Here is a 26,172-nt window from a genome sequence, read left to right as displayed (position 1 = left end):
CGGAGAAATCCCGTAGATTTCTCCGCTCTCTTTTTGTCCGTGATATTGTTATTGCAAATAGTGGCTTGCTGGCATGCCCAACCAGCCGCGACTGACGTAATCTGCCATTGCGAAGGCAAATAGGATCAGCAAGAACAAAATACCTGCACCTGCGAGCAACCAGGTCAGTCGGCTGGCGTATTTGACGTGCATGAAAAACAGAATCACAATCGTGGCTTTTGTGCAGGCGATACCCAGTGCTACCACGTCATTAAACATGCCCAATTCTTGATAAGCCACCCAAACCGTTAGCGCGGTTAAAAACATCAAGGAGGCAAATACCGCCAGATAAATGCGTACAGTCGGGCCGTGGTGATCATCAGCCATCAGTGTCCTCCCTGTAAGCCGAGAAGATAGAGCAGTGGAAATAGGAAAATCCAGACAATATCGACAAAGTGCCAATACAGGCCAAATATTTCAATAGGGGCGTTGTATTCGGCCGTGTATGTCCCCTGTGCGGTTTTAACAAATACCCAGATCAACAGACCAATGCCAATAATCATATGCAGGGCATGCATCCCGGTCATTCCGAAATACAGAGAATAGAAGAGAGCCAGTTGGGGCGAGTTTTCACCGTGCGGATGCCAGGCCAGACCGGGGACCAAACCGTACTCGATTTTTGCGGAGTATTCAAAGTATTTGACCACCAAAAAGGTAAGACCTAAGATTCCGGTCAGCGTCAGATAGACCAGTATCCCTCTTTTATTGCCTTCGTGGGACTTGTGTACGGCCATCGCCATTGTCAGGCTGCTGACAATCAACACTATGGTATTAAATGCTCCCAGAGGAATATCCAGGTGGCTACTGCCTTCAAAAAATGCCTCGGGATAATAGGATCGGTAAATCAGATACGTCGCAAAAAAGCCTCCAAAAAACAGAATTTCTGTAATCAGAAAGCTCCACATGCCAATGACGGCAGATTCCTTCTGCTGCGGCATATCCTCGAACTGGTGGGCCAGTCCGTGCGGGTGATCGTGATGTAATGCGTGATCGGCCATTAGTGCTCCTCAATTGGTCCGTACTCATAGGCTTCTTCTGTCACGACAGGCGTTTCTTCAAAATTAAATGTGGGCGGTGGAGAAGTCGTTTCCCACTCCAGGCCTTTGGCTCCCCAGGGGTTATCAGGTGCTTTTGGTCCCTTAAAGATTGACCATGTCAAATACGCGCCGGGAACCAGATATCCAAGGGCGAGAATTGACGCCCCCATAGACGATGCCACATTCAAGACCTGAAATTCGTCGGGATAGACGTGATAACGCCTGGGCATGCCCATATACCCCAGAATGAACTGCGGGAAAAATGTCAGATTAAAACCGAGAAATACCAGCAGGGCTGAAACGCGTCCCCAAATGTCGGGAAACATCTTGCCCGTAATTTTTGGCCACCAGAAGTGCATGCCACCAAGATATCCCATTACCTGACCGCCAACCATAATATAATGGAAGTGCGCGACCACAAAATACGTGTCGTGCAGGTGAATATCCAGGCCCATACTCGACAAAAATAGTCCGGTCAAACCTCCAACTAAAAATAAGCCGAGATAACCATAAACGTAAAACATTGAGGTATCATATACAATAGACCCTTTGTATAAGGTCGCTGTCCAGTTGAATGTTTTAATCGCAGAGGGCACTGCTACCAGAAATGTGATGATGGAGAACACCATGCCGGCATACGTCGATTGGCTGCTCACAAACATGTGGTGACCCCACACCAGGAAGCCCAAAATTGCGATGGCTACACTTGAGAACGCGACAAATTCATATCCAAAGACGCGCTTGCGCGCAACAGAGGCTACCATTTCGCTCATCACGCCCATTGAAGGCAAAATCATGATATAAACGGCTGGATGTGAATAGAACCAGAACAAGTGCTGGAATAAGACGGGATCGCCACCGAGATTTGGATCGAAAAATCCAAATCCAAATCCGCGTTCGAGCATGAGCAGCACCAGCGTAATTGCGATAACGGGTGTGCCCAACAGCATGATCAAACTGGTGGCATAATGAGACCAGACAAATAGCGGCAGGCGGAACCAGGTCATCCCCGGCGCGCGCATGGTGTGGATTGTCACGACAAAGTTGAGGCCTGTCAGAATGGACGAGAAACCCGCCATAAAAGCGGCCATAGCGGCGAGAATCACATTTGAATTTGAATAGGTGCTGCTGTACGGCGTATAAAAGGTCCAACCCGTATCAACGCCGCCTCCGACCACAGCAATCGTTCCTAAAATTCCCGCGACGACATAAACATACCAACTCAAGAGATTGACGCGCGGAAAAGCCAGGTCTTTTGCGCCAACCATTATGGGGACTAAAAAGTTGCCAATGGTTGCGGGAATAGATGGCACCAAAAAGAAAAAGACCATGATGATGCCGTGCATTGAGAAAACTTTGTTATACGTATCCGAAGACATCAAATCGCCTTCGGGCGTCATCAGTTCAAAGCGAACCAGACTGGCAAACAACCCACCCAGGGCGAAAAAGATGGAAATCGAAATAATGTACAAAACAGCAATGCGCTTGTGGTCCCTGGTCAACAACCAGGACTTCAAGCCATAACCGTTATTGAGATAATTGACGCTCGGCGCATCTTCAGACGCTTGAACATCTTGCTCGGTGATTGCCATGGCACATCACTCCATGCTCGTGAGTTCGGGGGCTTTCAGTGATTTGATATAGGCGATTAACTGAATGATCCCTTCTTCGCTGATCTGACCTTTGAAAGTTGGCATAATGGGTTTGTATCCGGCCATGATCTTGGCGGAAGGATTCAGAATTGATTCTCGAATATAGGCTTCGTCAACCAATGCAGTACCGCCGCCTTCCAGAGCCACTGTTTTGCCAAAAAGACCCGCCAGGGATGGTCCGCGTCCCGTCCCATCCATTTTGTGACAGGTATGACAGGCGTATTGTTCAAATAATCTTTCTCCGGCTACTTCCATTGGCTCATTCGCAGTCCCGCCCGTCAACCAGGCTTCGTAATCTTGAGGCTCCAGGACATGTACTGTACCAATCATACGCGAATGCTCGGTGCCGCAAAATTCGGCGCAAAACAGATGATACGAACCGACCTGCGTTGCTTTAAACCACAAATTGGTATATCGCCCGGGCACCACATCCTTTTTGACGCGAAAGGCGGGGATATAAAAACTGTGCAACACATCTTCCGCTGTCATGGTCAGACGCACCGATTCACCCAGAGGTACATGTAATTCGTTAATCTCCTTTTTGCCTTCTGGATGTTGCAATTTCCACATCCACTGTTTGCCTACCACATATATTTCCATGGCGTTTGGCGGGGGTGTAATTAGATGGAAATACAATACGGTTGCCCACACGAATACACCCAGCGCGAGCACAGCCGGAATGGCGGTCCAAAATATCTCCAGACCGAGATGCCCCGCAATTTGTCGCGGCACTTCGTCGTCCGATTTGCGCTGGTACTTAATCGCAAAAATGACGACTAAAATGACGACTAAGAGCGCGAAAAATACGCACAGTGCCAAAATGCCAAAATAAAGCGCGTCAACGTGAAAGGCAAAACTCGAAGCTTGATCTGGAAAGAGAGGAAAATCAGTCTGCATGTGCCAACTCAGGAGTTAGAGGTCCGATGGACTTTTTTATTGAGGCGTTAATTTGCCCGTAATGGCGACCGCTCTCGGCGCACCATAATAAAAATAAATGTTAAAATACAAATTACAGTAATCACACCGGCAATGCGAACCAGGCGATAAATTGCCAGCGTATATTTGCCCGTCAATGGATTGTATTGAAAACAATATAGCAAAATCGCATCTATCGGGGAACTGATCTGATCTTGTGCGGCTTCCAAAAGCCCCAGTCGCAAATCTCGCGGTGCAAATTCGACCCCAAATAGATACCGGGCGATCTTTCCGTTGGGCGTCAAAATTGCAATCCCACTGGCGTGAACGTATTCGTCTGTTTCTGGATCGTATATGTAGCGATATCCAATGGCCCTGGTCAATGCGTCTATTGATGCCTGTTCTCCAGTGAGAAAATGCCATCCAGTTTCTCCACCTTCTCGACCATATCCATCGACGTAATTCACCTTTTTTGCCGCTGCCAATTCTGAATATTCGTCGGGATCAATGCTAAATGTCACCACCAAAAAATCCCGTCCGGCATTGAGCGATAAAGGGCGCAATCCCGACAACAAACCATTCAAAATCTGCGTACACAACATGGGGCATTCATAATATGCGGGCACTAAAATAACGGGATGCTCATCTAAATATCGCGCCAGCATAACATCTGTTCCCGATTCATCGCGGAACTTCAAATTTACTGGTACAGATGCGCCCAACCTCTGGTCAATCCCAACGGAATCCAGTACTGTGGGATTCGGCGTGAGGTCTTGTGCCCACGCGCCTCTGGCGAAGCACATCAGCGTAATACAAGCGAATAAAACGCGCATGTTTTACTCTCTCACCGGGAACCCTCGTTCGAGAACCAGGTCTATTGCTCGCTCAATTGGAAGATGCACAACCCCGGCATCCCTATCTACCCAACCGTATTCGGTAAGCGTGCGATTGGTTTCGGCACGCACTTGCGTCAGTTCCTCAGAAGGTACAGTCTGGATCAGCGGTCCCTGATAGGGCTTTTGATGTGCAGCCATCGGCGGTGGATCATCTGTCATATAAATCACGGCTTGTTCCAGACCGAGAAACATGGCCCACATAGCGATAAAAGATAGAATGGCTATGAATATGATTCCCGCAGTGGCAGCGAGAATTGGACCAATATTGAGATGATAGTCTTCGTAGCCCTTTTCGCGGGCGTTGTGCTTTTCTGCCATATCAGTGACCTTCTCCGGCAAAGGTTTCCGCCATGCGCGGATCGTGCAATGGTATTAGCGGCACACCTTTTAGCTGCATCGCAAAAAATCCCAACCACAAACCGCCAATACCAACGAATGTCAGCACATCTGCTACGTAGCGATAAAGTCCACTGGCACCACCGTGTACAAAAGCCGGTGTAATAAAATAATAAAGATCGACATAGCGCATAATCAACATAAAAATCGCGATAACCGTCATAAGCGCAGCGCGGCGTTTGATCGCCCGTTGCAATAATAAAAAGAATGGCACAAAAAAGTGAAAAACAATCAACGCAGTGCCCACATATTGCCAACCGCCATGCGATCGACGGATGTACCAGGGGGCTTCTTCAGCCAGGTTGCCAGACCAAGTAATCAAAAATTGGGAAAAACTCACATAAGCCCACAGACATGTAAATGCAAACATCAGGGTACCCAGATCGCTCAAATATTTGAATGCATCAACTTCCCGATAGACCTCGACATCCTTTAATTTGATTACCCACAATATGCACAACGCCATGGCACCCAGCGCGCCTCCCACCACAAAAATTAAGCCGTAGATCGTCGAAAACCAGTGCGGTTCCAAAGACATGACCCAATCTGTTGCCGCAAAGGTAACGGTCAAGATAAACATGGGAATGCCGGGACCACTCAGGTTAATCATCCGCCTTTTTAGACCCGGTTCGCCCGTTTCATCTTGCTCGCGCGACCATTTTGTCAGCAAAAACATCCAGAGCAACCACAGGGCAAAATAAACGACTGCGCGAATATAAAATCCGGTCTCATTCAAATACGGCTTTTTAAAGGTCAAAATCGGGTCTTTGGCTACGACATCTGCATGCGTCCATTCGTACAAATGGTACATACCTTGAAGGGCAATGGGAATAAACAGGACAGCCATAAGCCACAGTGTGCGCGCGCCCGATTCCAGTAATCGCCGAATGACAAATCCCCACCGTCCGCTGACCAGATGGTGCAACATCAACAACCCCAGACAGCCCAGAGAAATGACCAACCAGTAGATATAGCCAACGAGATACGATTGGAAAAATTGTTGAGAATCGGCAAAAGCAACAATACCACACAGAACCGTGAATGAGGCACCGACCAACAGGCCCCATTGTTGCACCTTATCTACAAACGAATGTTTGAAGGTTTCAGTAGCCATAATATCCTACTCATTTTCAAGCCGCTGACGCGCATCAGCAGGGACATCGTCCAGCGTGGCGTTTTGGCTCAGTTGTAACGCCTGAATATAGGCTATAATAGCCCATCGATCTCGCGGTTTGATACGCGATGCATAGCTATACATTGCGCCAAAACCATTGGTCATGACATCAAAAAAGTAACCCGGTGTCTCATTTTGTAGCCGCTCAATATGGTATGATGGAGGTTGCTTCATGCCGCGCCGCACCACCATCCCACGTCCATCGCCTTCATATCCGTGACATGGGGAGCAATAGATATTGTAGCGTTCTCTGCCTCGGAGAATCACATCGCGCGTAATGGGAAAGGGAAAAGTTTCCGCTGGTTTACCATCTACTATCCCGGTATATAAATGCGCGTCTGTACGCAAATGTCCGCGTGCAACTGTGCCTTTTATCCATGGTCGAGATGACCTTTGATCCGCGAAAAAAGTATTTTTTTCCAGCGGTTCAAATCTCGACTGGTTGTACATTTCTTGCCGCAAACGCTCGATATCTGTCGTGCCTTCACATCCCATTGCCACAAAGAGTGCGAGCACTACAAACCATCTCACGGGATGGGCAATTTTTACCCAAGTAGCTAATTTACGGTTCGACATCATCTACCTTTTTTGCTTTCAGGCTCTCGAGAAATGCACGGGTTTCGGAAGTGTCAAATTTGGGATCTTCGGCTTCGATACACAAAAAGAACCCATCACCAGAGGCGCGTTCAAAATTTGGGACATTGAAAACCGGGTGATAGGGACGCGGCAAACCATTGAGGATGAGCATGCCGATCAATGCACCGAAAGCGGAAAATAGCACGCCGAGTTCAAATGTCACGGGAATAAAAGAAGGCCAGCTCAAAAGGGGCCTTCCTCCTACGTTGAGCGGATAGTCGATTACAGATACCCAGTACTGAAGCCCAAAGCCGGAACAGGCACCGAGAATCGCACAGATCAATACAATGATGGGTACGCGATGTTTGTCATAGCCCATTGATTCCGACAAATCGTGTATCGGCATTGGAGAATAAGCATCCATCTTGCGATACCCTTCTGCATATGAATCTTTCGCAGCTTTGAGCAATTCGTCGGGACCATCAAATTCGGCCAAAAGACCGTATAAATTTTCAGCCATAATCACACCCGTTTAATCATCGGCAGAAGCCGTTTCCGCATGTTCTCCATGGTTTTTGTTTGCCACCAACTGGCGGATTTCAAAAATGTTGATGACGGGCATCACCCGAATAAACAGGATCATCATAAAGAGGAAAAATCCAATTGTGCCTGCGTACAATGCCCAGTCCCACGGCGTCGAGTGATACATGTCCCAGGATGAAGGCATAAAGTCACGGTGGAGACTTGTCACCACAATGATAAATCGCTCGAGCCACATTCCCACATTGATGAACATCGAAATAGTGAATAGCCATAGCGGACTCAGGCGCACCTTTTTAATCCACAGTAATTGGGGGATCGCCACATTGCACAAGATCAATGACCAGTAAGTTCCGGAATAAGGGCCAAATGTGCGATTTTGCATCATATAGCCTTCATAGGGGCTGGCACTATACCAGGCAAAAAACTGCTCCATCGCATAGCCATAAGCCACAATGAGTCCGGTGGCGAGCATCACCTTGCCCATATTGTTCAGATGGCGGTCGGTGATATAATCGTGCAATCCGTAAAAGTAGCGAATGGGTAGCCCCAGCGTCAGCACCATTGCGAAACCCGCATATACGGCACCCGCCACAAAATAGGGCGGGAAGATGGTTGCATGCCAGCCGGGAATTAGTCCAACGGAAAAGTCCAAACTCACGATGGAGTGTACGGATAGCACCAGCGGCGTCGATACACCCGCTAAGAGAAGCGCGGCCATTTCATAGTTGAACCAGTGCTTGGCGGATCCTCGCCATCCCATTGACAATACACCGTAGATGATCTGTGAAATTTTGTGTTTGGCTTTGTCGCGCAGGGTGGCAAAATCGGGAATCAAGCCCAGATACCAGAAGATCAGGGATACTGTAAAGTAGGTGCCAACGGCAAATACATCCCATATTAGCGGACTGCGGAACTGCGGCCACACAGCCATTGTATTGGGATAGGGCAACAGCCAGTAAGCCGCCACCCAGGGACGCCCTGTGTGCAACAGCGGAAACATGCCGGCGCACATGACGGCAAAAATGGTCATGGCTTCGGCAAATCGGTTGATCGAATTGCGCCATTGCTGACGCATGAGTAACAAAATAGCTGATATCAATGTGCCCGCATGCCCAATACCGATCCACCAGACAAAGTTGATAATTGCCCAGCCCCAGCCAACGGGAATATTTAAGCCCCAGATGCCAGTCCCTTTGATCAGCAGCCAGGTTGCAGACAACATCAACAACTGCAAAATACCACCTGCAATCAACAACGCTGCGAGCCATCCCAGAGGCGTGCGATTGGTGATGAGCGCACTGAGTCTTTGCGTCACCGTTGTATAGGTCTGCCCCGGACCGAGTACCGGCGCCGGCATCGTCGGATCGTTTATAGGTGCAGGACTACCCATGCTGTGAAATCTCCGGATTGGGATTGGTCAACCGCGCGAGATACGTGGTGCGAGGTTTGGTATTTAACTCTGTCAAAATACCGTAATTTCTCTGTTGGGCTTTGAGCTTGGCCACGCGGCTATTGGGATCTTTGATATCGCCAAATACAATGGCATCTGCAGGGCATGCACCCTGACAGGCGGTCGTAATATCGCCATCTTTCAATTCGCGGTCCTCGACCCTGGATTCGATTCGCGCTGCACTAATGCGCTGTACGCAATAGGTACATTTTTCCATCACGCCGCGACCGCGCACTGTCACATTGGGATTGCGCTGCAATTTGAAACTCGGTGTTTCTTCATCGGCATAGTGGAGGAAATTGAAGCGCCGCACCTTATAGGGACAGTTATTAGAACAATATCTCGTGCCCACACAGCGGTTATAGGCCATATCGTTTAAGCCCTCGGCACTGTGTACGGTTGCGCCAACGGGGCATACGAGTTCACAGGGTGCATTCTCGCACTGCATACAGGGTACGGGCTGGTTGTAAAGTTCGGGGTTGTCCAGATCGCCCTTGTAATAGCGGTCGATGCGGATCCAGTGCATTTCGCGTCCGTTGAGCACCTCATCTTTGCCCACTACCGGAATATTATTTTCCGACTGACAGGCGACTGTGCAGGCATTGCAACCATTGCACGAATTCAGGTCAATTGCCATGCCCCAGGCTATGCCGTCGTTGTCGTGAATCCCGTCAAAAAAGTTTGCATCGGGACCGGGGTCATGCCCCATTTCGTGTACAAAATGCGGGTGTTTTTCATATTCATCGACTGTGCCAGATCGCACCAGCGAGCGACCTTCCATGCTGTGGTGGTCCTGCGTGCAGGCCAGAGGATAGGTCTGTCCTGTCTTTGTCATTGATGCACCCGATGCAACCCATGGCGAATCAGATGTCTGAAGTGCATAAGCATTAAAGCCGACGCCATTGCCCACGCGTCCGGCGGCGGTGCGTCCAAAGCCGAGATGTACGGTAACGGCATTCGCGGGATGCCCGGGTGCTATCCAGACAGGTGCTTCCACCGAGCGATTATTCGCGCTCAATGCGACCACATCGCCGTTTTGAAGCCCCATCGCCTCGGCAGTTGCCGGTGCGATTAAAGCCGCATTATCCCAGGTGAGGCGCGTATGGGGTTTGGGCAATTCTTGCAACCAGCCATTGTTGGCATATCGCCCGTCGCCAATTGTAGGATCCAGGCGGAAGTTCACTTCGAGTCCCTCATTCGCCTGCGATGGCGTGCCGTAATTTTCGGTCGTGCTCACAGAACGCTCGGGCAGAGCCGTATTGGGAATCACTCCGTCGTGCAAATAGGTTTGCCAGGCTGTTTCAAAATCGCTGTCTTTATACTGTTCACGCCAATATTCTTTGACCTGATCGTAATCCGCGCGTCCATCCCCGAGCATCATAGCCACCAGTCCCGCGGCGGATTTGCCACCGTAGAGCGGCTCAATCAATGGCTGGACAATAGACACGGTACCGTCAAAAGCGCGTGTATCGCTCCAGGCTTCCAGTGCGTGTGCTTCGGGCAAATGCCAGTGAGACAATCGCGCGGTTTCATCTTGAGATTGGCCCAGGTGAATGCGCGTTGTCACTTTCTGGTAAGCGGCGGCAAAATTGAGGTCTGCCGGTGCATTATAGACGGGATTGCCACCCAGAACCACCAGCAGGGAAACTCTGCCCTCTGACATATCAACAGTTAAATCTTTGAGGGAAGCGTATTGATTGGTAGGCTCGGCTTCTACTGGGTCTGTGTACGTCACGGTATTACCCGCATTGCCCAACGCATCGTTGATGGCGTGTGCGAGTGCGTGAACAGCAGGCGGTTGATGATCGCCGGCAATCACCAGGGATGCGCCGCGATGTGCCGCCAGGTCTTTGACCAGTGCATTGAGCCAGGTGTCGTGTCCGGCGCTATTGCCACCCGTCGTGTTTATCCCCAATGCAGTAGCCACTGCTCGGGCAAATCCCTCGACCTGACTGGCTTTCAATGGCAGGCGGTGATCGGCAAAAGATCCCGTATTGGATGGGGTGGATTCGACGACGTAGAGCCGATTCATATCGGCCTTTTGACCGTCGATGACCTGACGACCGAGGGCAACGTGACGAGCGTGTCGAACGCTTGCCGCACCGCTATCCATAAAATCGGCGTCTAAAGACAAGATGCGTTTGGCTTTTTCGAAATGATACTGCGTTTCGACTATTTCGCCAAAGGCCATTCTGGCACCTTCGCGCACGTTGTCGCGCGTGCCCGGCTCAAATTGGTGCCACCTTGCGTTGGGATATTTTTCCAATAGTGCGCGGATCTGGCTGACCAAAACTGGCGAGGTCACAGTTTCCGTTAATAGACGCAATCCCTGTCCCTGATCCAAATCGAGTTTTGCCACTTCGGTGGCAAGGGCAGCGGAAAATCTCGTCCATGTACTCGCCCGCCCATTTCCCACGGGCACTTGCGAGCGGTCAGGGTCGTAGAGATCGAGTATCTGTGCCTGTGTAATTGCATCTGTAGGGCCAAAAGTCGCATTGCCCGATCGGGGGTTTGCGGGATGTGCGGGATTGCCCTCTATTTTGGTTGGACGCCCCGCATGGCTTTCGACCAATACACCCCGGGCAAATCCGCCTTGAGAGAGAGCCGAAGCAAAAAATAGGGGTTTACCGGGTACGATCTGCTCGGGCGCACGTATATAGGGGACGATTTTTTCTGGCGGCTGGCGCGTACACGATGTCAAACCGGCAAATGCCAGAGACGCACCCATCACCTGTAGAAATTTGCGGCGACCGACTTTGTCGCTCCATTCGGAAGCCCCTTCGGGAAATTCGCGGTGCAAATAGTCGCGAAATTCTTCCGTATCAGCCAATTCATTCAGGCTGCGCCAATAATCCTGCCCCTCGCGCTTAGATAGGCGTTCGCGAATCGCCGAGAGGTCCAAACCGTCTTTATGTGCTGTGCGTGTCATCGATGACATGTCGAGCAATCCGTGGAAGGGTTAATATCGTAGTCTTGAACCAGTTGTGCGCCCAGCAAGGCTTGAGAGATCGCATGTCCGCGTTCATCCATTGGTTTCCAGGCCATATTGAAAACTTCTTCGCGGGGACGCACATATTTCTCGGGTGCCCGGTGACATTCCAGGCACCATTCCATATTGAGGGTGTTCACTTTCCACATCAGCGGCATTTCATCAACCTGTCCGTGACAGGTTTGACATCCGATGCCTTTGTGAACGTGAATGCTGTGATTGAAATAGACAAAATCGGGGAGGTCGTGGATGCGAACCCACTCTATGGGATTACCCGTGCGATAACTTTCGCGGATGGGTTCGAGAAGGGGGCTTTCCGTCCAAATCTGAGAATGACAGGTCATGCAGGTTTCAACAGGGGGGATATTGGCGAAAGAAGATTCTTCAACAGAGGTGTGACAATAGCGACAATCGAGGCCCACGCCAGTCACGTGGTGTTTGTGACTGAAGGGTACGGGCTGTTTTTTTGCGACCAGGACATCGGATGTGTAGTGCAATCGGTTGGTGTTGAGCAGAATGGTGAGGCCCGTTCCAACAACAACCAGAACCACGACAATACTGATTCTGGCATACGCGTTACTGCCACGCGGAAAAAGCTGCGCCATTTATGAATCCTGTGAAGTGAGATGAGACAAAATTGAGATCAGGTCGAGCCTACGAAGGGCTTAATATACACGAATCCACATGCGAGTCAAGCAATAAGTTTTGCTCATATAAACTGTACATTATTATCTACTTTGTTTTGCATATAAAACACGCATTTTAATCGTGAGTGTCCGCTGTATGTTGTTCTACATTGCGCCGATTTTCATCAGTGGGCAGTTCGGCAATGTACTGGTAATTGGGATCACGCGCCTGTCTGTCCAAAATCTCAGCAATTTGTTTCCACGTTTCGCGCAAGCCCCGGGTGCAGTGGGGCATCTCGTGTTTGATCAGCCTGTGTAGCCGACCGAGTTTGTAGCATGGAACCGCAGCGTACATGTGATGCTCGGTGTGGTAGTTCATATGCCAGTAGAGAAATTGGAGCAGGGGATTGAGGTAGATCGTGCGGCAGCAGAGGCGAAAATCCGGTACTTCGTCTTGCAGCCCAACGTGCTGTGCGGAGTTGCAGAGGGATTGCAACCACGATCCGAACATTTTTGGAAATGTGATGACCAGCGGAACAATCCAGTACCCATATGCCAGAGATATACCCGCGATCGAGAGGTGGCCGATGAGCAAGGTGCGCTCCCATCTGGTGTAGGCGCGACACCGCTCTGGATCGCTTTCGGGAAAGAGCATTCCAATCCAGGAATTTTTCCTGTTGATATAGCCGGTAAAGTTTCGAAACTTCTCTTTGAGCTGTGTGTAGGGATACTTGTGGTTTACAATGGCTCGCTTCCACAGGCCTTTGAGGTCGATTTTTTGAGGGAGTACGACTTCCTGATCGTCTGGGGTATGCAGGGTGTATTTGTGGTGTTCGGTATGGCTTGCCCAGAATAGATGATGGTTGTGCCAGCCCAGGAAGGATAAAATGCGGAGGAAGAAGCGATTGAGCCATCGGGTCTTGAAGACTGAGTCGTGTACCAGTTCGTGAAAGCCGTTGACCAGAAAATGCCAGAAGTGCCCGTTGATGAAGACCAGTAGCGCAGTGATATACCAGGGCCAGTGGCGCGATGAGTAAATAGCCGCTCCCGCAGCAACAGTTAGCACGCCCAGGAAACCGAGTGTCTGGGCAAATCCGAGGAAATCACTTCGCTTGTTGAGTTCGCGCAATGTCTCGCGGGGGACGCGACAACGGTACCATTTGATGCGCGCCTTCCCGGGCGGTTTGTTGTATTTGGGACCTTCTGTGAACACGTCTCGATCAGAGAGCGCGTCCTGGCCGATGTTTTCGGTTTTTGTGTTCAAAGTCTATGATCCGCTTGTTGGGAATTTAGAATCAGCGACCAAGATACGCGAATCTACCTGCGCGTCAAGTGGGTTCGCAGTACCTCTCTGTCTTGCTACCCACTTGTCTTGCCAAAATTTGTGGTAAATATCAAAAAGTCATTAAAATCTACGTCGCCATCCTGATCCAGATCACCTATTAAACCGCTTGGCGTGCCACCGCCGCCTCCAGTTGGTGCTATTTCAGAGGACCACCGAAGGATCTCGTTTTGTCCCCGGGTCTCTGCGACTCCGTTGCCCAAAGTATCTACATGGGCGTAAAATTTACCGTCTTCGATTCCCAATATACCATTGCCCGCTTCATCGGCTGCCATAGCCGCAATGGGCCGTCCAGAGGCGTTGAGAACGCCCATTATACCGTGCCCATTTTCATCGACACCCAATATGGAAGTCAAAACGCCCTCTTTGTTTGTCACCAATACGGCTGCATCGCCAGCCGCGTCAACTCCCAAACCAACTATTGAACCCGAGGCACTGACGGCACTGACTGAGCCATTGCCAACATCATCTACACCCAGAATGACTACGCCTGTACCCGATTCAGATGCAGTGCCTACGACCAGTCCAGCATTTCCAGAATTATCGGCACCGAGAAGCGCGAGCGAACCCGAGCTACTGACGGTACTCACCAGTCCATTACCCGTTTCATCTAAGCCCAGAATGACTGCACCTGCGCCCGATTCGGCGCTACCGCTCACGATCAGCCCCGCATTTCCAGAATCATCTGCACTGAGAAGAGTAAAGCTCGAACCCGATGCATTTGATGCAGCTACCACACCATTGCCAGCTTGATCTACGCCCATTCCCGCAATAGAGGCATTATTTTCTATCAAACTAATATCTCCATTGCCAGCTTGATCAACGGATATAGCCGCAACTGCCGCACTTGCTGCGTTTCCTACGAGCAAAATACCATTTCCAACGTTATCCGATCCGATTATGGCGACGACGCCTCCCGCTGCATTTACAATCTGCAGTGTTCTTGTCTGTAGTGTTTGTACCCGCAATGTGTCGGATAAAATCTGCTGCACTCTTGCTTGCGCTTGTTTTCCCAATCTCGGCGTCCCATTCTGGTGCGAGAGAATATTATTGATAAATTCTGTCTTATCTCTACCTGGGCCAAGCTCTGGTGCCTGTATTCGTTGCGCCAGAATTTCTTCCCGATGCGACTCGATATTGCGAAAACCCGTATCACTTGCCACATTTACAGAGGTCAATTTTGGTGGAAGTAGCCGATGAAACCACTTTGAAGTAAAAGCGGGCGATGTGTTGAAAAGAACTACAATGATCAATCCAATAATCGCCCGCATTTGCCAGCGCACTCTTTTTTCGAGTGTTTCTACTTTTTTTTCTACGATTTCCCTGTCCATTCTGTCTCCTTGCATTGGTGGTTGTGTTCTTTAGAATATAAAACATTTGTCAATCAATAATAACTTAATCCGAAGATAAGCGGCCATGGGTTCCCCTTGCTTTGATAAAATGAAACGGCTATTATGGATCATTCCCCGTGAATGTAGAGAATTGAGGAGCATAGCGATGAATTTACCAGAGCCACTTATCGCATCCAACGATCGCCAACTCTTTGTCGATAACCATCTCATCGATGGCTTTGAAAATGTGCTTATTCACCAGCACACGCCTATCCCGCGCGAAATGTGTCTCGCTTTCAATCGCCCCTGGGAAGGTGAGACGAGTTGGTGTCCTGTTGTTATCAAAGATGGCGATAAATACAGAATGTGGTACCGATCTCAAGATGAGCAACAAGACACGGGTGGTTTTAACCATACGTTTACGGCTTATGCCGAGAGCGAAGACGGCATTTGTTGGCAGCGGCCTAACCTCGGTTTGTTCGACTTTAAGGGTTCGACGGATAACAATATCTGCGTTGACAATCCCAATACGAAAAATATCGCGGTTTTTAAGGACGAGCGCCCCGGTGTGCCAGAATCCGAGCGGTACAAAGCAGCGGGGCGCTGGAGCGGTGGCAAACCCGCTCGTATCTACGGCCTCGTCTCACCCGATGGCATTCACTGGCAAAATGCAGCAGAGGGGCCGCTCATCGTCGCTTCTGAAGAAGATCCCAATTTTGACAGTCCGGTCAGTGCTTTTTGGGATGCGTGCCAGGGGTGTTATGTCCTGTACGCGCGTGGCTGGTTTCCCGATGGTAATGAACCGCGTATGCGCGCCATTCGAATGACGACTTCGCTGGATTTCATACATTGGGACGCATGGCAATATATCCGCATTGACGGTAAAACGCGTTTTGATTATCAACTTTATACAAATGCCGTTCACCCTTACGCACGCGCACCCTATTATTTTGCATTCCCCAAACGCTTTATTCCAACGCGCCAGGCTCTGCCCGAATGGGATCACGAAGGTCTTTCCGATGTCCTCTTTCTCGCCAGTAGAGATGGCTTGAATTTCACCCAGCCTTATGCCGATGCGTTTATGCGTCCCGGTCTGGATCAAAATAACTGGCACGAGCGCTCCATTTTTATCGGACCGCGTGTCGTTTCTACAGCGTCCGGCGAACTCTCACTTTATTCTGTGCAAAATTATCGCACGCCCAATGCACACATTCGACGTTTCACTCTGCGCGAAGATGGGTTTGTTTCTGTCCGCGCTGATACCCAAACGGGTATTCTTACGACCAGACCGTTTACTTTTACTGGTACTCAGTTGGAAATCAATTATTCTACGAGTGTGGCCGGATCGCTTCGCGTCGCATTGCTCGACGAAGCGGGCGATCATCTTTCAAAATTTGCGCTCGACAATTGTCCCCACATTTTTGGCGATGAAATCGCGCGCACTGTTCGCTGGGAAAATGTCAATGCTATCGATGTCGCTCCGAACCAACCCATTCGCTTGCAATTTGAACTAATGGAGGCAGACCTCTTTTCTTTTCGATTCTTCAGTCCCGGAGAAATATCATGAAAATCGCCAAAATCGAACAATTCTTTCCCCGTCGAAGGATGCGCTTGATCAAAATTACGACCGATACCGGTATTGTAGGCTGGGGAGAGACCACTCTTGAGGGCAAACCCCGGAGTACCTGGGCTGCCGTAGAAGAACTCGCGGATTATCTGATTGGGAAAGATCCCCTGCGGATTGAGCACCACTGGCAACATATTTATCGATCCGCTTTTTATCGCGGGGGCAATGTGCTTATGACCGCTCTTTCGGGTATTGACCAGGCACTTTGGGATATTGCTGGTAAATACTTCAATGTGCCGACCTATCAGCTTCTCGGCGGACCGGTGCGTGATCGCATTCGCGTTTATGCCCATTGGGGGATTCGCGATAGTTCAGAACGCGGGTTGGATGCTGCGCGTGAGCGTCTCGAAATGCTACGAGAAAAGGGTGGGTACAAAGCTTTTAAATCGGGACCTGGTGGCAAGTGGCGCGCCCATGAACCTCCTGAGGTGATCAACCGCTTTGTCAAATGTGCCTATACTATGCGCGAGTGGGTCGGTGACGATTGTGAACTCTGTTTTGATTTTCACGGTAAGATGACGCCTGCGCTTGCCGTGGAAATTTGCCACGAGATCAAAGGCATGCGGCCCATGTTCGTCGAAGAACCCGTGCCACAGGAAAATGTCGATGCGCTCAAACACGTTTCCGATCATGTGCCTTTTCCCATTGCTACGGGTGAACGCCTGCTTTCGCGCTGGGAGTTTCGCACTGTTTTTGAAAAAAATGCCGTCGCTTATATCCAGCCCGATGGCTCGCATGCAGGCGGTATTTCCGAACTCAGACGCATTGCGAACATGGCAGAAGTGTATTATATGCATATTATGCCGCATTGCGCTATTGGGCCGGTCGCTTTTTCCGCATGTATGCAGGTCGATGCCGCTGTGCCCAATTTTCTCATTCAAGAGCAAGTCGATGCAGGCCTGGGTGAGGACTTGTTACAAGATCCCTGGGTTGTCAGGGATGGACATATTGATTTGCCCACCAGGCCCGGTCTGGGTTTTGACCTTATTTCCAAAGAAGCTGAACGAGATATTGGGGTGTACGAAGAGGAACTCGGCGGCGAATATTTTTACGAAAACGATGGCAGTGTTGCGGATTGGTGATATATGAACGAAACAACAGAACAACCCGACAAAATGGGCAAGGCGTTTCTCGATCTCGCCAATCGGGGCGAAACGCGCTGGACAAGGTATATTTTAACGTTGCTGATCATTATTGCCACCTGGACTTTTGGCAGTGGTACAGTCCTGCTTGCTGTTTATGGCCCTGAACCCGAAGGTTCTCCCATGGATGGCACAAGTCCTTTTCTGGATTTTATTGCCCTCAATTTGCTCTTTGTCACGGTGCTGATCGGCCTGTGGATTGGTATTTGTAACGCACACAAACGCTCCTTACTCACGCTTATTACACCGCGCGATCATATCCGCTGGGGCCGCATATTGCAGGGCTTTGGTTTGCAGATGGGTCTGGGTATTGTTTTCGCAGCTATTGATGCTCTGATGTTTCCCGATAACTACGAATATACCCTGGATCCCGAACGCTTTTACAAATTCGCTATTCTCGTCTTGCTCCTTACCCCCTTCCAGACCACTACCGAAGAGCTTCTCACGCGCAGTTATTTCTTGCAAATGCTCGGTCACTTCGCGCGACATCCGATTGCTCTCGTTATTCTCAATGCTCTGCCTTTTGCCCTGTTCCATTTGATGAATCCCGAGATCGCAGCGTATGGCGTAGCACCCATGTTGATTTCCTACTTTGTCGTCGGTGCATTTCTCGCTCTTGTCACGCTCAAGGACAATGGTGCAGAACTCGCCATAGGTATCCACGCCGCGAATAACATGTTTGCCGCGGTCCTCGTCAATTACGAAGGCTCCGCGCTATCTACCAATGCCATCTTTACCATAAAAGAGGTCAATGTCTGGGCAGGCACAGTTGCCTACATCGCCTCTGCAGTCATTATGTATTGGATATTGTTCCGCAGTAAACGACCAGTCCCTTGATCTCTGTTCCGAAACGGGCTTAATTGGGGCGAGGATATCGAAGAAACCTGCGAATACGACTGAAGCACTATACCGACAGATGAAAGGGTTTGCCGTGCCTAAATTTCAAGCGAAGGCTTTACGCCGGATTGGTTACGAGCTTTTCGAAGCTGCCGGGTGTACGCCCGAGGACACGCGGACCGTCGTGGACCACCTTGTCGAGTCGAATCTCTTCGGTCACGACTCTCACGGCGCCATCCGGTTCTACGAGTATGCCCGGGCGGTCCGGGAAGGGCGGTTCCAGCCCCGGGCGGTTCCGGTGGTCGTCGAGGAGTATCCCTGCCTGGCTGTTGTGGATGCGAAGGGGGCGATGGGACAGGTGGGCGCGACCTTTGCAGCAAAGCTGGCCAGTGAGAAGGCCCGGATACACGGCGTCGGTTGCGTCGCGCTGCGGAATACCAGCCATATAGGCCGGGCTGGTGCGTATCCGCTCATGGTCGCCCGGGAAGGATTGATTGGTCTGATCTTTGTGAATGCCGGGCACCTGGGTTATCAGATCGCCCCTTTTGGGGGAATCGACGGACGCCTGAGCACCAATCCGATCGCATTTGCTGCCCCCCGACGGAAGGCAGAGCCGATTCTGGTAGATATGACGACTTCGGTGGTGGCAGAAGGGAAGGTGCGGGTGGCGATCAACAGCGGGCACCAGGTCCCCGAGGGTTGGCTGATCGATTCGGAGGGGAATCCGACCGTGGATCCGGGAGATTTTTCGGCCGATCCGCGGGGCGCAATTCTCCCTATGGGCGGCGTGGTTGCCCACAAAGGCTTTGCGTTGAGTCTGGTGGTGGAGCTTTTGGGAGGCACTCTCAGCGGGCAGGGATGCGCTGCCGGCGAGCGCCAGATGATCAGCAACGGCGTGCTTTTGACGGTGTACGACATTGCGCACTTTACCGACCAGGAGGCCTACTACGACGAGGTGGAAGCATTGATCCGGCATGTGAAGTCGAGCCGCGTGGCCCCTGGATTTGAGGAAATCCTGCTGCCCGGAGAGCCGGAATTCCGCAGCGCGACGCAGCGGAAGATGGAGGGGATCGAGGTAGATGATACGACCTGGTCAATGATCTGCGAGGAAGCGCGCGCTGTCGGGCTGGAACCCCAGCGGTGGGAAGCCGTAAAGACTTAAAAATAAGTTGGGAAATGCCTCGGATTATATTTGTGCCTTGCAATAAATTAGGTTATCTTGAAGAATAAATAAGGAAAGGTACTAATGAATGCGATTAATCCTGAAATCGAATACAATTTTGTAATAGGTAAAAGCCCGCAAATTCAGGAAGTCTATCGCCAGATGCAAGCGGCTGCTAAAGGGGCGGGAAGCGTGCTAATTGCGGGAGAGAGCGGCACCGGAAAAGACCTGATCGCTCAGTACATCCACCACAAAAGTGGTCGCGCCCCGAATCCTTTTGTGCCCGTGAATTGCGGCGCTATTCCCAAAGAACTCTTTGAAAGCGAACTGTTTGGACACAAAAAAGGTGCTTTTACCGGCGCCGTAAACGAAACCGCGGGCCTTTTCAGATCTGCTGATACAGGGACCATCTTTCTGGATGAGATTACCGAAATCCCGCTCGAGACCCAGGTCAAACTTTTGCGCGTTCTTCAAGAGAAGCGCATTCGACCTCTCGGAAGCACGGAAGAAATTCCCCTGGACGTCCAGGTCATTGCAGCCACCAACCGCGACCTGGAGCAGGTGCTCTGGAATAGGAGCTTCCGGGAAGATCTCTATTACCGGCTCGGGGCAGTCACCATCTATATCCCACCCCTGCGGGAACATTTAGAAGACATCCCGGAACTGGTCGCCGCTTTCATCCAGAAGCTCAATCGACGCCTTAAACGCAACATCCTGGGCGTCCACCCGACCATAATAGAACAGCTTACCAACTATTCCTGGCCCGGCAATGTGCGTCAGCTTGAAAACGTCATTGAAAATGCATATTTGTTTTCCAAAGGGAAGTGGATTACCCGGTTGGGGGTGAAACTCGAAGAGGATATCCAATCTCTTGTGCGATCCACAGGACAAATTAGCATGTCCCTGGACCCGGACGAATTTTATCTGCCTTCCAAAGTGATGTCAACCTCCTTGAGACGGAAAATTCAAAGTGCAGCAAAAAGTCCGACAGGCGTGTTGATCCAGGGAGAAGAAGGGACCGGATCCCTGATGGTTGGACGGGAAATCCACCGTCAGAGCTTCTATGCAAAAGGGCCTTTCGTCATCGTCAACTGCGATACGATTCCACCCGAACTTTTTGAAAAAGAGCTGTTCGGAAATTCTATTTTTGAAGATACACAAGGACATTTTGAAGGATATATACACCAGGCCGAAAGCGGCACGCTCTATCTCAACGAAGTTACGGCCATACCGTACCGGATTCAGATGCTGCTGCTTAGCTTGTTCGAAGGAGACAGGATGCGTCCGACCGGGTTTTCCAGGGATCTTCCAAAAAATCTTTGCGTCATTGCCTATACGTCGCAAGATCTGCATCGGGCCATGAAAGAGAAAAGCCTGTCTGTCGGATTCTATACCCGATTGAGTGGGTTTGTCATTCACATTCCGACTTTGCGGGAACAAAAAGAGAAAATTCCAGAATTCGCAGATTATTTTGTCAAATTATTCGCCACTCGGCAACAACGTCCGGCTCCTCGAATTCACGACGATGCACTTGCATCTCTGATGGCCTATCCCTGGCCGGGCAATCTACTGGAACTGCGCTTTGTCATTCAGGGTGCTCTTACTGCGGCGAACTTCGGCACAATTCAAAAACACCACCTGCCAGACCAACTGGGAATACACTGGCAGGCGGATGGACACACAGACACACGGGGTAAACTCTACGATGTAGAGCAGGCTTTACTCCAGGAAGCACTCCAAAAAGCCGATGGAAACAAAACCCAGGCTGCTCGACTTCTCGGTATCTCTCGGAAAAAGGTTTACAAAATGTTGGAAAGCGCAACCCTTCATCATGAATCCGGGTTTTAATCCTTCAGTGCTTCCTTTCGAAACAACTGTATCCTGAGGGAACGTACCAGATGCTTCCCGCCAAACTGGAATTCCCGGGTCCTGCAGGAATTCTCCATTCAATTCCATTCACGTAAATATATATAAAATAATAGTCTAATTGTGCCAGACAATCTGATTTCCATTTTTTTTCGTTGTCTGGCACTTTTTTTGCTTATATATCATATTAGACGAAATAAAATAATTTTCACGAATTGATTCAGCTACCTTAAAATCACACTCAATCCCTGCCAAATCTACTGCCTCAATTTCTGTCCCGATTATCGCGAGGGATATACGTTGGACAGACGCATCTTGATTGTCTCCGAAGATTCCCGGCTGGTCTGGGACGTGAAAAATCTTCTGTCTGGCGAACCTGTGGAACAGACTCAAGTGCGTTCCGGGCAGGCTTGTCTGGATATGATTATGAGTACTCCTGTGGACATTGCCGTGATAGACGACAGTCTCCAGGATATGCAGGCAGTGGATATAATCAGAAATATCAAATCCACAGTGCCAGATATAATCGTCATCCTGGCTGCCTATAAACATTCTATTCAGCAGGAAATAGAGGTCAGGCGAGCTGGGGCCTCCTACTGTATCATCGGTCCTGGCGAATACGATACCCTCTACCAGTTTTTGCTACAGGCAACCGCGTTAGAAAGCAGACACCTTTTGAGTAAACATAGACAAAGGAGGTGATATCGCGTTTAACATAGCTACAATAGATAGCTACAATAGTTGCGATAGATGTGGACTCATCCTGATTACACCAAATCCGAGAGGAGGCGTTTATGATTCGATTTCGAAGTATTTTGTTTGGCGGAGTTCTCGTGTTGGCCCTGGGGGGAATCTCATTCGCCCAGGAATTTACTCCCCGAGTGGGCATCGCGGGGAATATTAGCGTGAACCTGCCTGTACTGGGACTCCGAACCTGGTTTACACAGGCCCCGCAATTCGGGGTCAATATTGTGTATCATCGCCATGCGCGGATAGAGGTGGAGTACGAATACCACCACGCCCGGTTTGACGGTGGGAGCCTGGAGGATGCCGAGTTTATGTGGGCGCCTACCGGTACCACAGATCTTCAGTCTTACAAAAGTCCCAACGCGCAATCCAAGATGCGTTTTCACAGCTTTCTGGTCAACGGCGTCTTCTTTTTTGGCAAGCAACTCAACGACCAAAAGGCTCGGCCTTATTTCACATTCGGGAGCGGTATGTATCACTATCGTACTACTGAAACTGGGCTGATCTTTCCAGGCCAAACGGGTAATTCGTTGAACACCAGCATTGTTCTGGAATCCGACGGGGATGTCCGAACAACTGTCGGTATCAATTTCGGTCTGGGCGTTGCTTTCTATACATCCGATCGATTCGCCCTTGATTTGCGTGGTCGATACCACATTATCATAGGTCAGTTACGCCCCATGGAGGCGTGGGGATTGAAGCAGGTTTTTCCCTTTCATGCGCTGGACCTGGGCATTCGCGTGAAGACCTACTTTTAGGGGGAACACAATATGCGAGAATCAAAACGAATTCTCCTGTGGTGCATGACGCTGAGTCTGGTTCTGTTTGGCGCTGATTTGACATTCGCTGCCACTACGGGAAAGATTTCCGGTACTGTCAGAGATGCGCAGGGACAACCGCTTCCCGGAGCCAATGTGGTTGTCAAAGGGATGCGTTTGGGGGCTACCACAGACGCCGATGGAATTTATTTTATTCTTACCGTACCACCTGGGGTGCACACACTGACTGCATCTCTGGTGGGCTATGGAACGATATCTCAAACCGATGTAAAAGTCGCCGTTGACCTGACTACGACGGTCGATTTCGCGCTGGAGGAAATAGCTCTACAGGCCACAGAATTGGTTGTGATTGCCGAGCGTCCACCCGTGGAACCGGATAAAACCACCAGCAAATACATCATGGGATCAGAGGATATCGAGTCGCTTCCCATCATCAGAAGCGTCTCTGGACTCCTCGCTTTACAGCCCGGCGTTTTGCCGGAGGGAAACGACATGATTCGCGGAACTGGTGCCGCGGATGTGACTTATTACATAGATGGAATCCCCATTGTGACCACCGATGGCGTGGGTGCATTTGACCGTTTCCAGTTTCAAAACACATCGGCTGTCCAGGAACTCACCATATTGACCGGAGGATGGGAGGCAGAATATGGCAATGCCCAGGCCGGTATTATCAATCTGGTCACGCGGGAGGCAGGGGAAAACTATTCGGGACGATTGGAGTACAAGTTTGATCCTTCGGGCAAAAAACACTGGGGCAACGACGTTTACGACGCCCCTCAGTTTAGAGATAACTTGAAGTGGGGAGATGCCGCCTGGGAAAATGAGACAGATCCCGAAACGGGACAAACTATTCACCAGCGGATCGATTATACCGGTGCAGCAGGCCATTTCATAGAGGCGAATCTATCTGGACCACTTACGCCTGACGCCGGGCTATTCGTCAGCACGCGCTTTGATCGGTCCTCCCGTTCGTTTCCTTCCTCTTCCTCGCACACTCCTGAAAATACCCGCAATACAGTCAAGCTAAATTACAATATGTCAGACAATGTAAAGGTCAAGCTCGGCGGATTCTACCATTGGAGCAAAGGGTGGAACAACGGCACCAGTTTGGGCAGAAGCGCTACGGCCGGTGCTATCCGAGGTCTGGGAGACGGTGGGAGAAACATCTTTCTACCGGAAGGAAGTTCTGCGGGACGGTTCACGGATAGTGAGAGTTTGATCTACGTCTCTTTGACCCATACCCTGAGTCCAAAGACATTCTATGAAGCCAAAATATCGCGCTCTTTTTCCAAACAGGATACCAGCGATATTCCCGCAGCGACCCAGCCCCTGCGCAGGGATGCGGCCGGGTACTTCAACCTGTCGCGCGACGTGCGTGCCTACGAAATTTCAGCGCGCGCGCGTTACAACGTCAAGTTCGATATTTCCAGCCAGATCACGAGGGGACATCTGGTCAAGACCGGGATTGACTTCACCTATTCCGACGCCTGGGCATTTGGGGAGATTGGAGAAAACGAATCTCGCCGCGTCGTTGCCTTTTACTCAAAAGATGGGGCTTCAGATGGAAACTTTCAGCGGGGAATCAACCCTTTTCAGTGGGGACTCTATTTGCAAGATAAGATGGAATTCAGCGGCATGATCGTCAATGCAGGCGTTCGTCTGGATGGATTCCACAATGGAGAAAAAGGCTCCGCAGTTCCATCTTTTGAAACATCACCTATGTACAACAAACTCCGACATTTTCGAAACGCACCACGGGCAGACGCCGATGCCAAAATCGCGTTCAGCCCTCGATTGGGTGTTTCACATCCCATCACCGCTGCAAGCACCATCCGGTTTTTCTATGGGAGATTTTACAAATTTCCGAATCTCTGGACGATGAATCGGCAGGTCTGGGTGGGGAGCTTTCCCGACATCGACATCAACGACAACGGACAGATCGATCCCGAGGAGAGGTTCAATGATCTCGGAAAGGAAAACCAGATCGGCGTTGGAAACATGGCGACACCGCCTGAGAAAACCACCAGTTTTGAAGTGGGGACCGACTGGAACGTGGTTTCGGACTATACCCTGTCGCTAACCGCCTACTACAAAACGGTAGATAATCAGTTATCTACTGGTACAACGGGCGGCGAGACGACGATCTGGCAGGACCCCGGCACGGGGAGAACCGAGCAGATCCGTGTCAACTTGAGTATTAGATATGAGGATATCAAGGGAATTGAACTGGGTTTCCAGAAGCGATTCAGCAATAACTTCGCGTTTCAGACTTCCTTTAACGCGCAGTGGCTATCGGGAGGGCGTGCAGGGGGAGCAGGAGACCGGTTCTTCCCGGATTCAACGTGGGTCGCCGCTGGAAATTACTGGCTTGGCTATGAGATTCGAAACGGGCAGGAGGTTCCAATTCCACTGACCCAGGATGAGCTCCGAGAAATCGGATCCAAAGCGAATCAACTCCTTCGCGACATCCAGGCAGGTGGTGGTCCCAGCAAGGGGGCGGCAGGACCGAATGAACATTTTCTGGCGGCTATTGAAAAGGAACCTGGCATCTGGGCTATCACTCCCATTCTTTCCGAGTTGAATATTGGCGGCATACGAGGCAGGGACAGAACGGCATTTGGGAGCGTGGCGTTTCTCTATCGAACGCCGAGCGATTGGGGTCCAATGGTTGGCGAAGCGGGTTTGTTCGGGAATATTCAGGCCAACATGATTTATCGCATGCAGACCGGCAGCCGGTTCGAATACTCGCTTCCAGAAGGTGGCGTGGAGGAACGAAATGAGCCACTTCGCACCTGGGTTGATTTGAATGCCCAAAAGACGTTCTACGGCCTGGGGGACCGCTTCGATGTCACGTTGTTCGTCGAAACATACAATCTGTTCAATCAGAAAGATCGGCGGGTAAACAACTTCGATTATATTCAATGGGGTTTGAGAAGACCCGTACCAACAGACCAGCTCTACAGGGATTTCGGAGATCCGAACGACAGGGCCTTTCTGGGCTCCCCAAGGCAGGTGCATTTGGGATTGAGACTCAGCTTCTAAG

Annotated in this window: 22 protein-coding genes; 8 read left to right on the top strand and 14 right to left on the bottom strand. The window is 50.4% G+C overall.

What is annotated here, in order from left to right; genetic code table 11:
- Positions 1–48: 48 nt before the first annotated feature.
- The 14 genes from OXH16_08850 to OXH16_08785 all read right to left on the bottom strand — a co-directional run bounded on the left by OXH16_08850 (position 49) and on the right by OXH16_08785 (position 14,966).
- A complete protein-coding gene (locus tag OXH16_08850; GenBank protein MCY3681495.1) occupies positions 49–366 on the bottom strand; it encodes a cytochrome C oxidase subunit IV family protein in 318 nt (105 codons plus the stop codon).
- The gene (locus OXH16_08845) at positions 366–1,037 is read right to left on the bottom strand and encodes a cytochrome c oxidase subunit 3 family protein (GenBank protein MCY3681494.1); all 672 of its coding nucleotides are present in this window, start codon (positions 1,035–1,037) and stop codon (positions 366–368) included. The genes OXH16_08850 and OXH16_08845 overlap by 1 nt, the downstream gene beginning before the upstream one ends.
- Positions 1,037–2,668, bottom strand: a complete 1,632-nt coding sequence (locus tag OXH16_08840) for a cbb3-type cytochrome c oxidase subunit I (protein MCY3681493.1) — start codon at positions 2,666–2,668, stop codon at positions 1,037–1,039. Before OXH16_08840 ends, OXH16_08845 begins: the two co-directional genes overlap by 1 nt.
- 6 nt (positions 2,669–2,674) lie before the next feature.
- The gene (gene coxB / locus OXH16_08835; protein MCY3681492.1) at positions 2,675–3,625 is read right to left on the bottom strand and encodes a cytochrome c oxidase subunit II; all 951 of its coding nucleotides are present in this window, start codon (positions 3,623–3,625) and stop codon (positions 2,675–2,677) included.
- Positions 3,626–3,672: 47 nt separating this feature from the next.
- A complete protein-coding gene (locus OXH16_08830; GenBank protein ID MCY3681491.1) occupies positions 3,673–4,476 on the bottom strand; it encodes an SCO family protein in 804 nt (267 codons plus the stop codon).
- Between the two features lie 3 nt (positions 4,477–4,479).
- Positions 4,480–4,857: a hypothetical protein gene (locus OXH16_08825; protein MCY3681490.1), complete on the bottom strand. Its 378-nt coding sequence runs from the start codon at positions 4,855–4,857 to the stop codon at positions 4,480–4,482.
- Between the two features lies 1 nt (position 4,858).
- On the bottom strand, positions 4,859–6,049 hold the full coding sequence (locus tag OXH16_08820; protein MCY3681489.1) for a hypothetical protein: 1,191 nt from the start codon (positions 6,047–6,049) through the stop codon (positions 4,859–4,861).
- A 6-nt stretch (positions 6,050–6,055) separates the two neighbouring features.
- Positions 6,056–6,688 carry a cytochrome c gene (locus OXH16_08815; GenBank protein MCY3681488.1) on the bottom strand — a complete coding sequence of 211 codons (633 nt, stop codon included), beginning with the start codon at positions 6,686–6,688 and terminating at the stop codon, positions 6,056–6,058.
- Entirely contained in the window at positions 6,672–7,205 is a 534-nt protein-coding gene (locus OXH16_08810; GenBank protein MCY3681487.1) for a DUF3341 domain-containing protein, read from the bottom strand. Before OXH16_08810 ends, OXH16_08815 begins: the two co-directional genes overlap by 17 nt.
- Positions 7,206–7,217: 12 nt before the next feature.
- Positions 7,218–8,618 carry a polysulfide reductase NrfD gene (gene nrfD, locus OXH16_08805; protein ID MCY3681486.1) on the bottom strand — a complete coding sequence of 467 codons (1,401 nt, stop codon included), beginning with the start codon at positions 8,616–8,618 and terminating at the stop codon, positions 7,218–7,220.
- Positions 8,611–11,607 (bottom strand): TAT-variant-translocated molybdopterin oxidoreductase, encoded by a 2,997-nt coding sequence (locus OXH16_08800; protein ID MCY3681485.1) that lies wholly within the window; start codon positions 11,605–11,607, stop codon positions 8,611–8,613. Before OXH16_08800 ends, nrfD begins: the two co-directional genes overlap by 8 nt.
- Positions 11,604–12,272 carry a cytochrome c3 family protein gene (locus OXH16_08795; GenBank protein MCY3681484.1) on the bottom strand — a complete coding sequence of 223 codons (669 nt, stop codon included), beginning with the start codon at positions 12,270–12,272 and terminating at the stop codon, positions 11,604–11,606. Before OXH16_08795 ends, OXH16_08800 begins: the two co-directional genes overlap by 4 nt.
- Positions 12,273–12,429: 157 nt before the next feature.
- Positions 12,430–13,557, bottom strand: coding sequence for a fatty acid desaturase (locus OXH16_08790; protein ID MCY3681483.1), 1,128 nt, complete (start codon positions 13,555–13,557; stop codon positions 12,430–12,432).
- A gap of 95 nt (positions 13,558–13,652) precedes the next feature.
- Entirely contained in the window at positions 13,653–14,966 is a 1,314-nt protein-coding gene (locus tag OXH16_08785; GenBank protein MCY3681482.1) for a hypothetical protein, read from the bottom strand.
- A 166-nt stretch (positions 14,967–15,132) separates the two neighbouring features.
- On the opposite strand from OXH16_08785, the gene OXH16_08780 reads away from it, so the two are divergent.
- From OXH16_08780 to OXH16_08745, 8 genes are all read left to right on the top strand, one after another.
- Complete coding sequence (locus OXH16_08780) at positions 15,133–16,533, top strand: hypothetical protein (GenBank protein MCY3681481.1); 1,401 nt, start codon at positions 15,133–15,135, stop codon at positions 16,531–16,533.
- Positions 16,530–17,675, top strand: coding sequence for a galactonate dehydratase (dgoD, locus tag OXH16_08775; protein ID MCY3681480.1), 1,146 nt, complete (start codon positions 16,530–16,532; stop codon positions 17,673–17,675). Before OXH16_08780 ends, dgoD begins: the two co-directional genes overlap by 4 nt.
- A 3-nt stretch (positions 17,676–17,678) precedes the next feature.
- Positions 17,679–18,572, top strand: coding sequence for a CPBP family intramembrane metalloprotease (locus tag OXH16_08770; GenBank protein ID MCY3681479.1), 894 nt, complete (start codon positions 17,679–17,681; stop codon positions 18,570–18,572).
- 79 nt (positions 18,573–18,651) lie between these two features.
- Positions 18,652–19,734 carry an Ldh family oxidoreductase gene (locus OXH16_08765; protein MCY3681478.1) on the top strand — a complete coding sequence of 361 codons (1,083 nt, stop codon included), beginning with the start codon at positions 18,652–18,654 and terminating at the stop codon, positions 19,732–19,734.
- An 84-nt stretch (positions 19,735–19,818) separates the two neighbouring features.
- Positions 19,819–21,582 (top strand): sigma 54-interacting transcriptional regulator, encoded by a 1,764-nt coding sequence (locus OXH16_08760; protein MCY3681477.1) that lies wholly within the window; start codon positions 19,819–19,821, stop codon positions 21,580–21,582.
- A gap of 318 nt (positions 21,583–21,900) precedes the next feature.
- Positions 21,901–22,302, top strand: coding sequence for a response regulator (locus tag OXH16_08755; protein MCY3681476.1), 402 nt, complete (start codon positions 21,901–21,903; stop codon positions 22,300–22,302).
- 92 nt (positions 22,303–22,394) lie between these two features.
- Positions 22,395–23,105 (top strand): hypothetical protein, encoded by a 711-nt coding sequence (locus OXH16_08750; GenBank protein ID MCY3681475.1) that lies wholly within the window; start codon positions 22,395–22,397, stop codon positions 23,103–23,105.
- 12 nt (positions 23,106–23,117) lie between these two features.
- Positions 23,118–26,171 (top strand): TonB-dependent receptor, encoded by a 3,054-nt coding sequence (locus tag OXH16_08745; GenBank protein MCY3681474.1) that lies wholly within the window; start codon positions 23,118–23,120, stop codon positions 26,169–26,171.
- The last annotated feature ends 1 nt before the right edge of the window (position 26,172 follow it).

This window comes from Gemmatimonadota bacterium (assembly GCA_026705765.1).
Lineage (GTDB): Bacteria > Latescibacterota > UBA2968 > UBA2968 > UBA2968 > VXRD01.
Note: the sequence above shows the minus strand (reverse complement) of the source record. Positions and strands in the feature narration are given on the sequence as shown.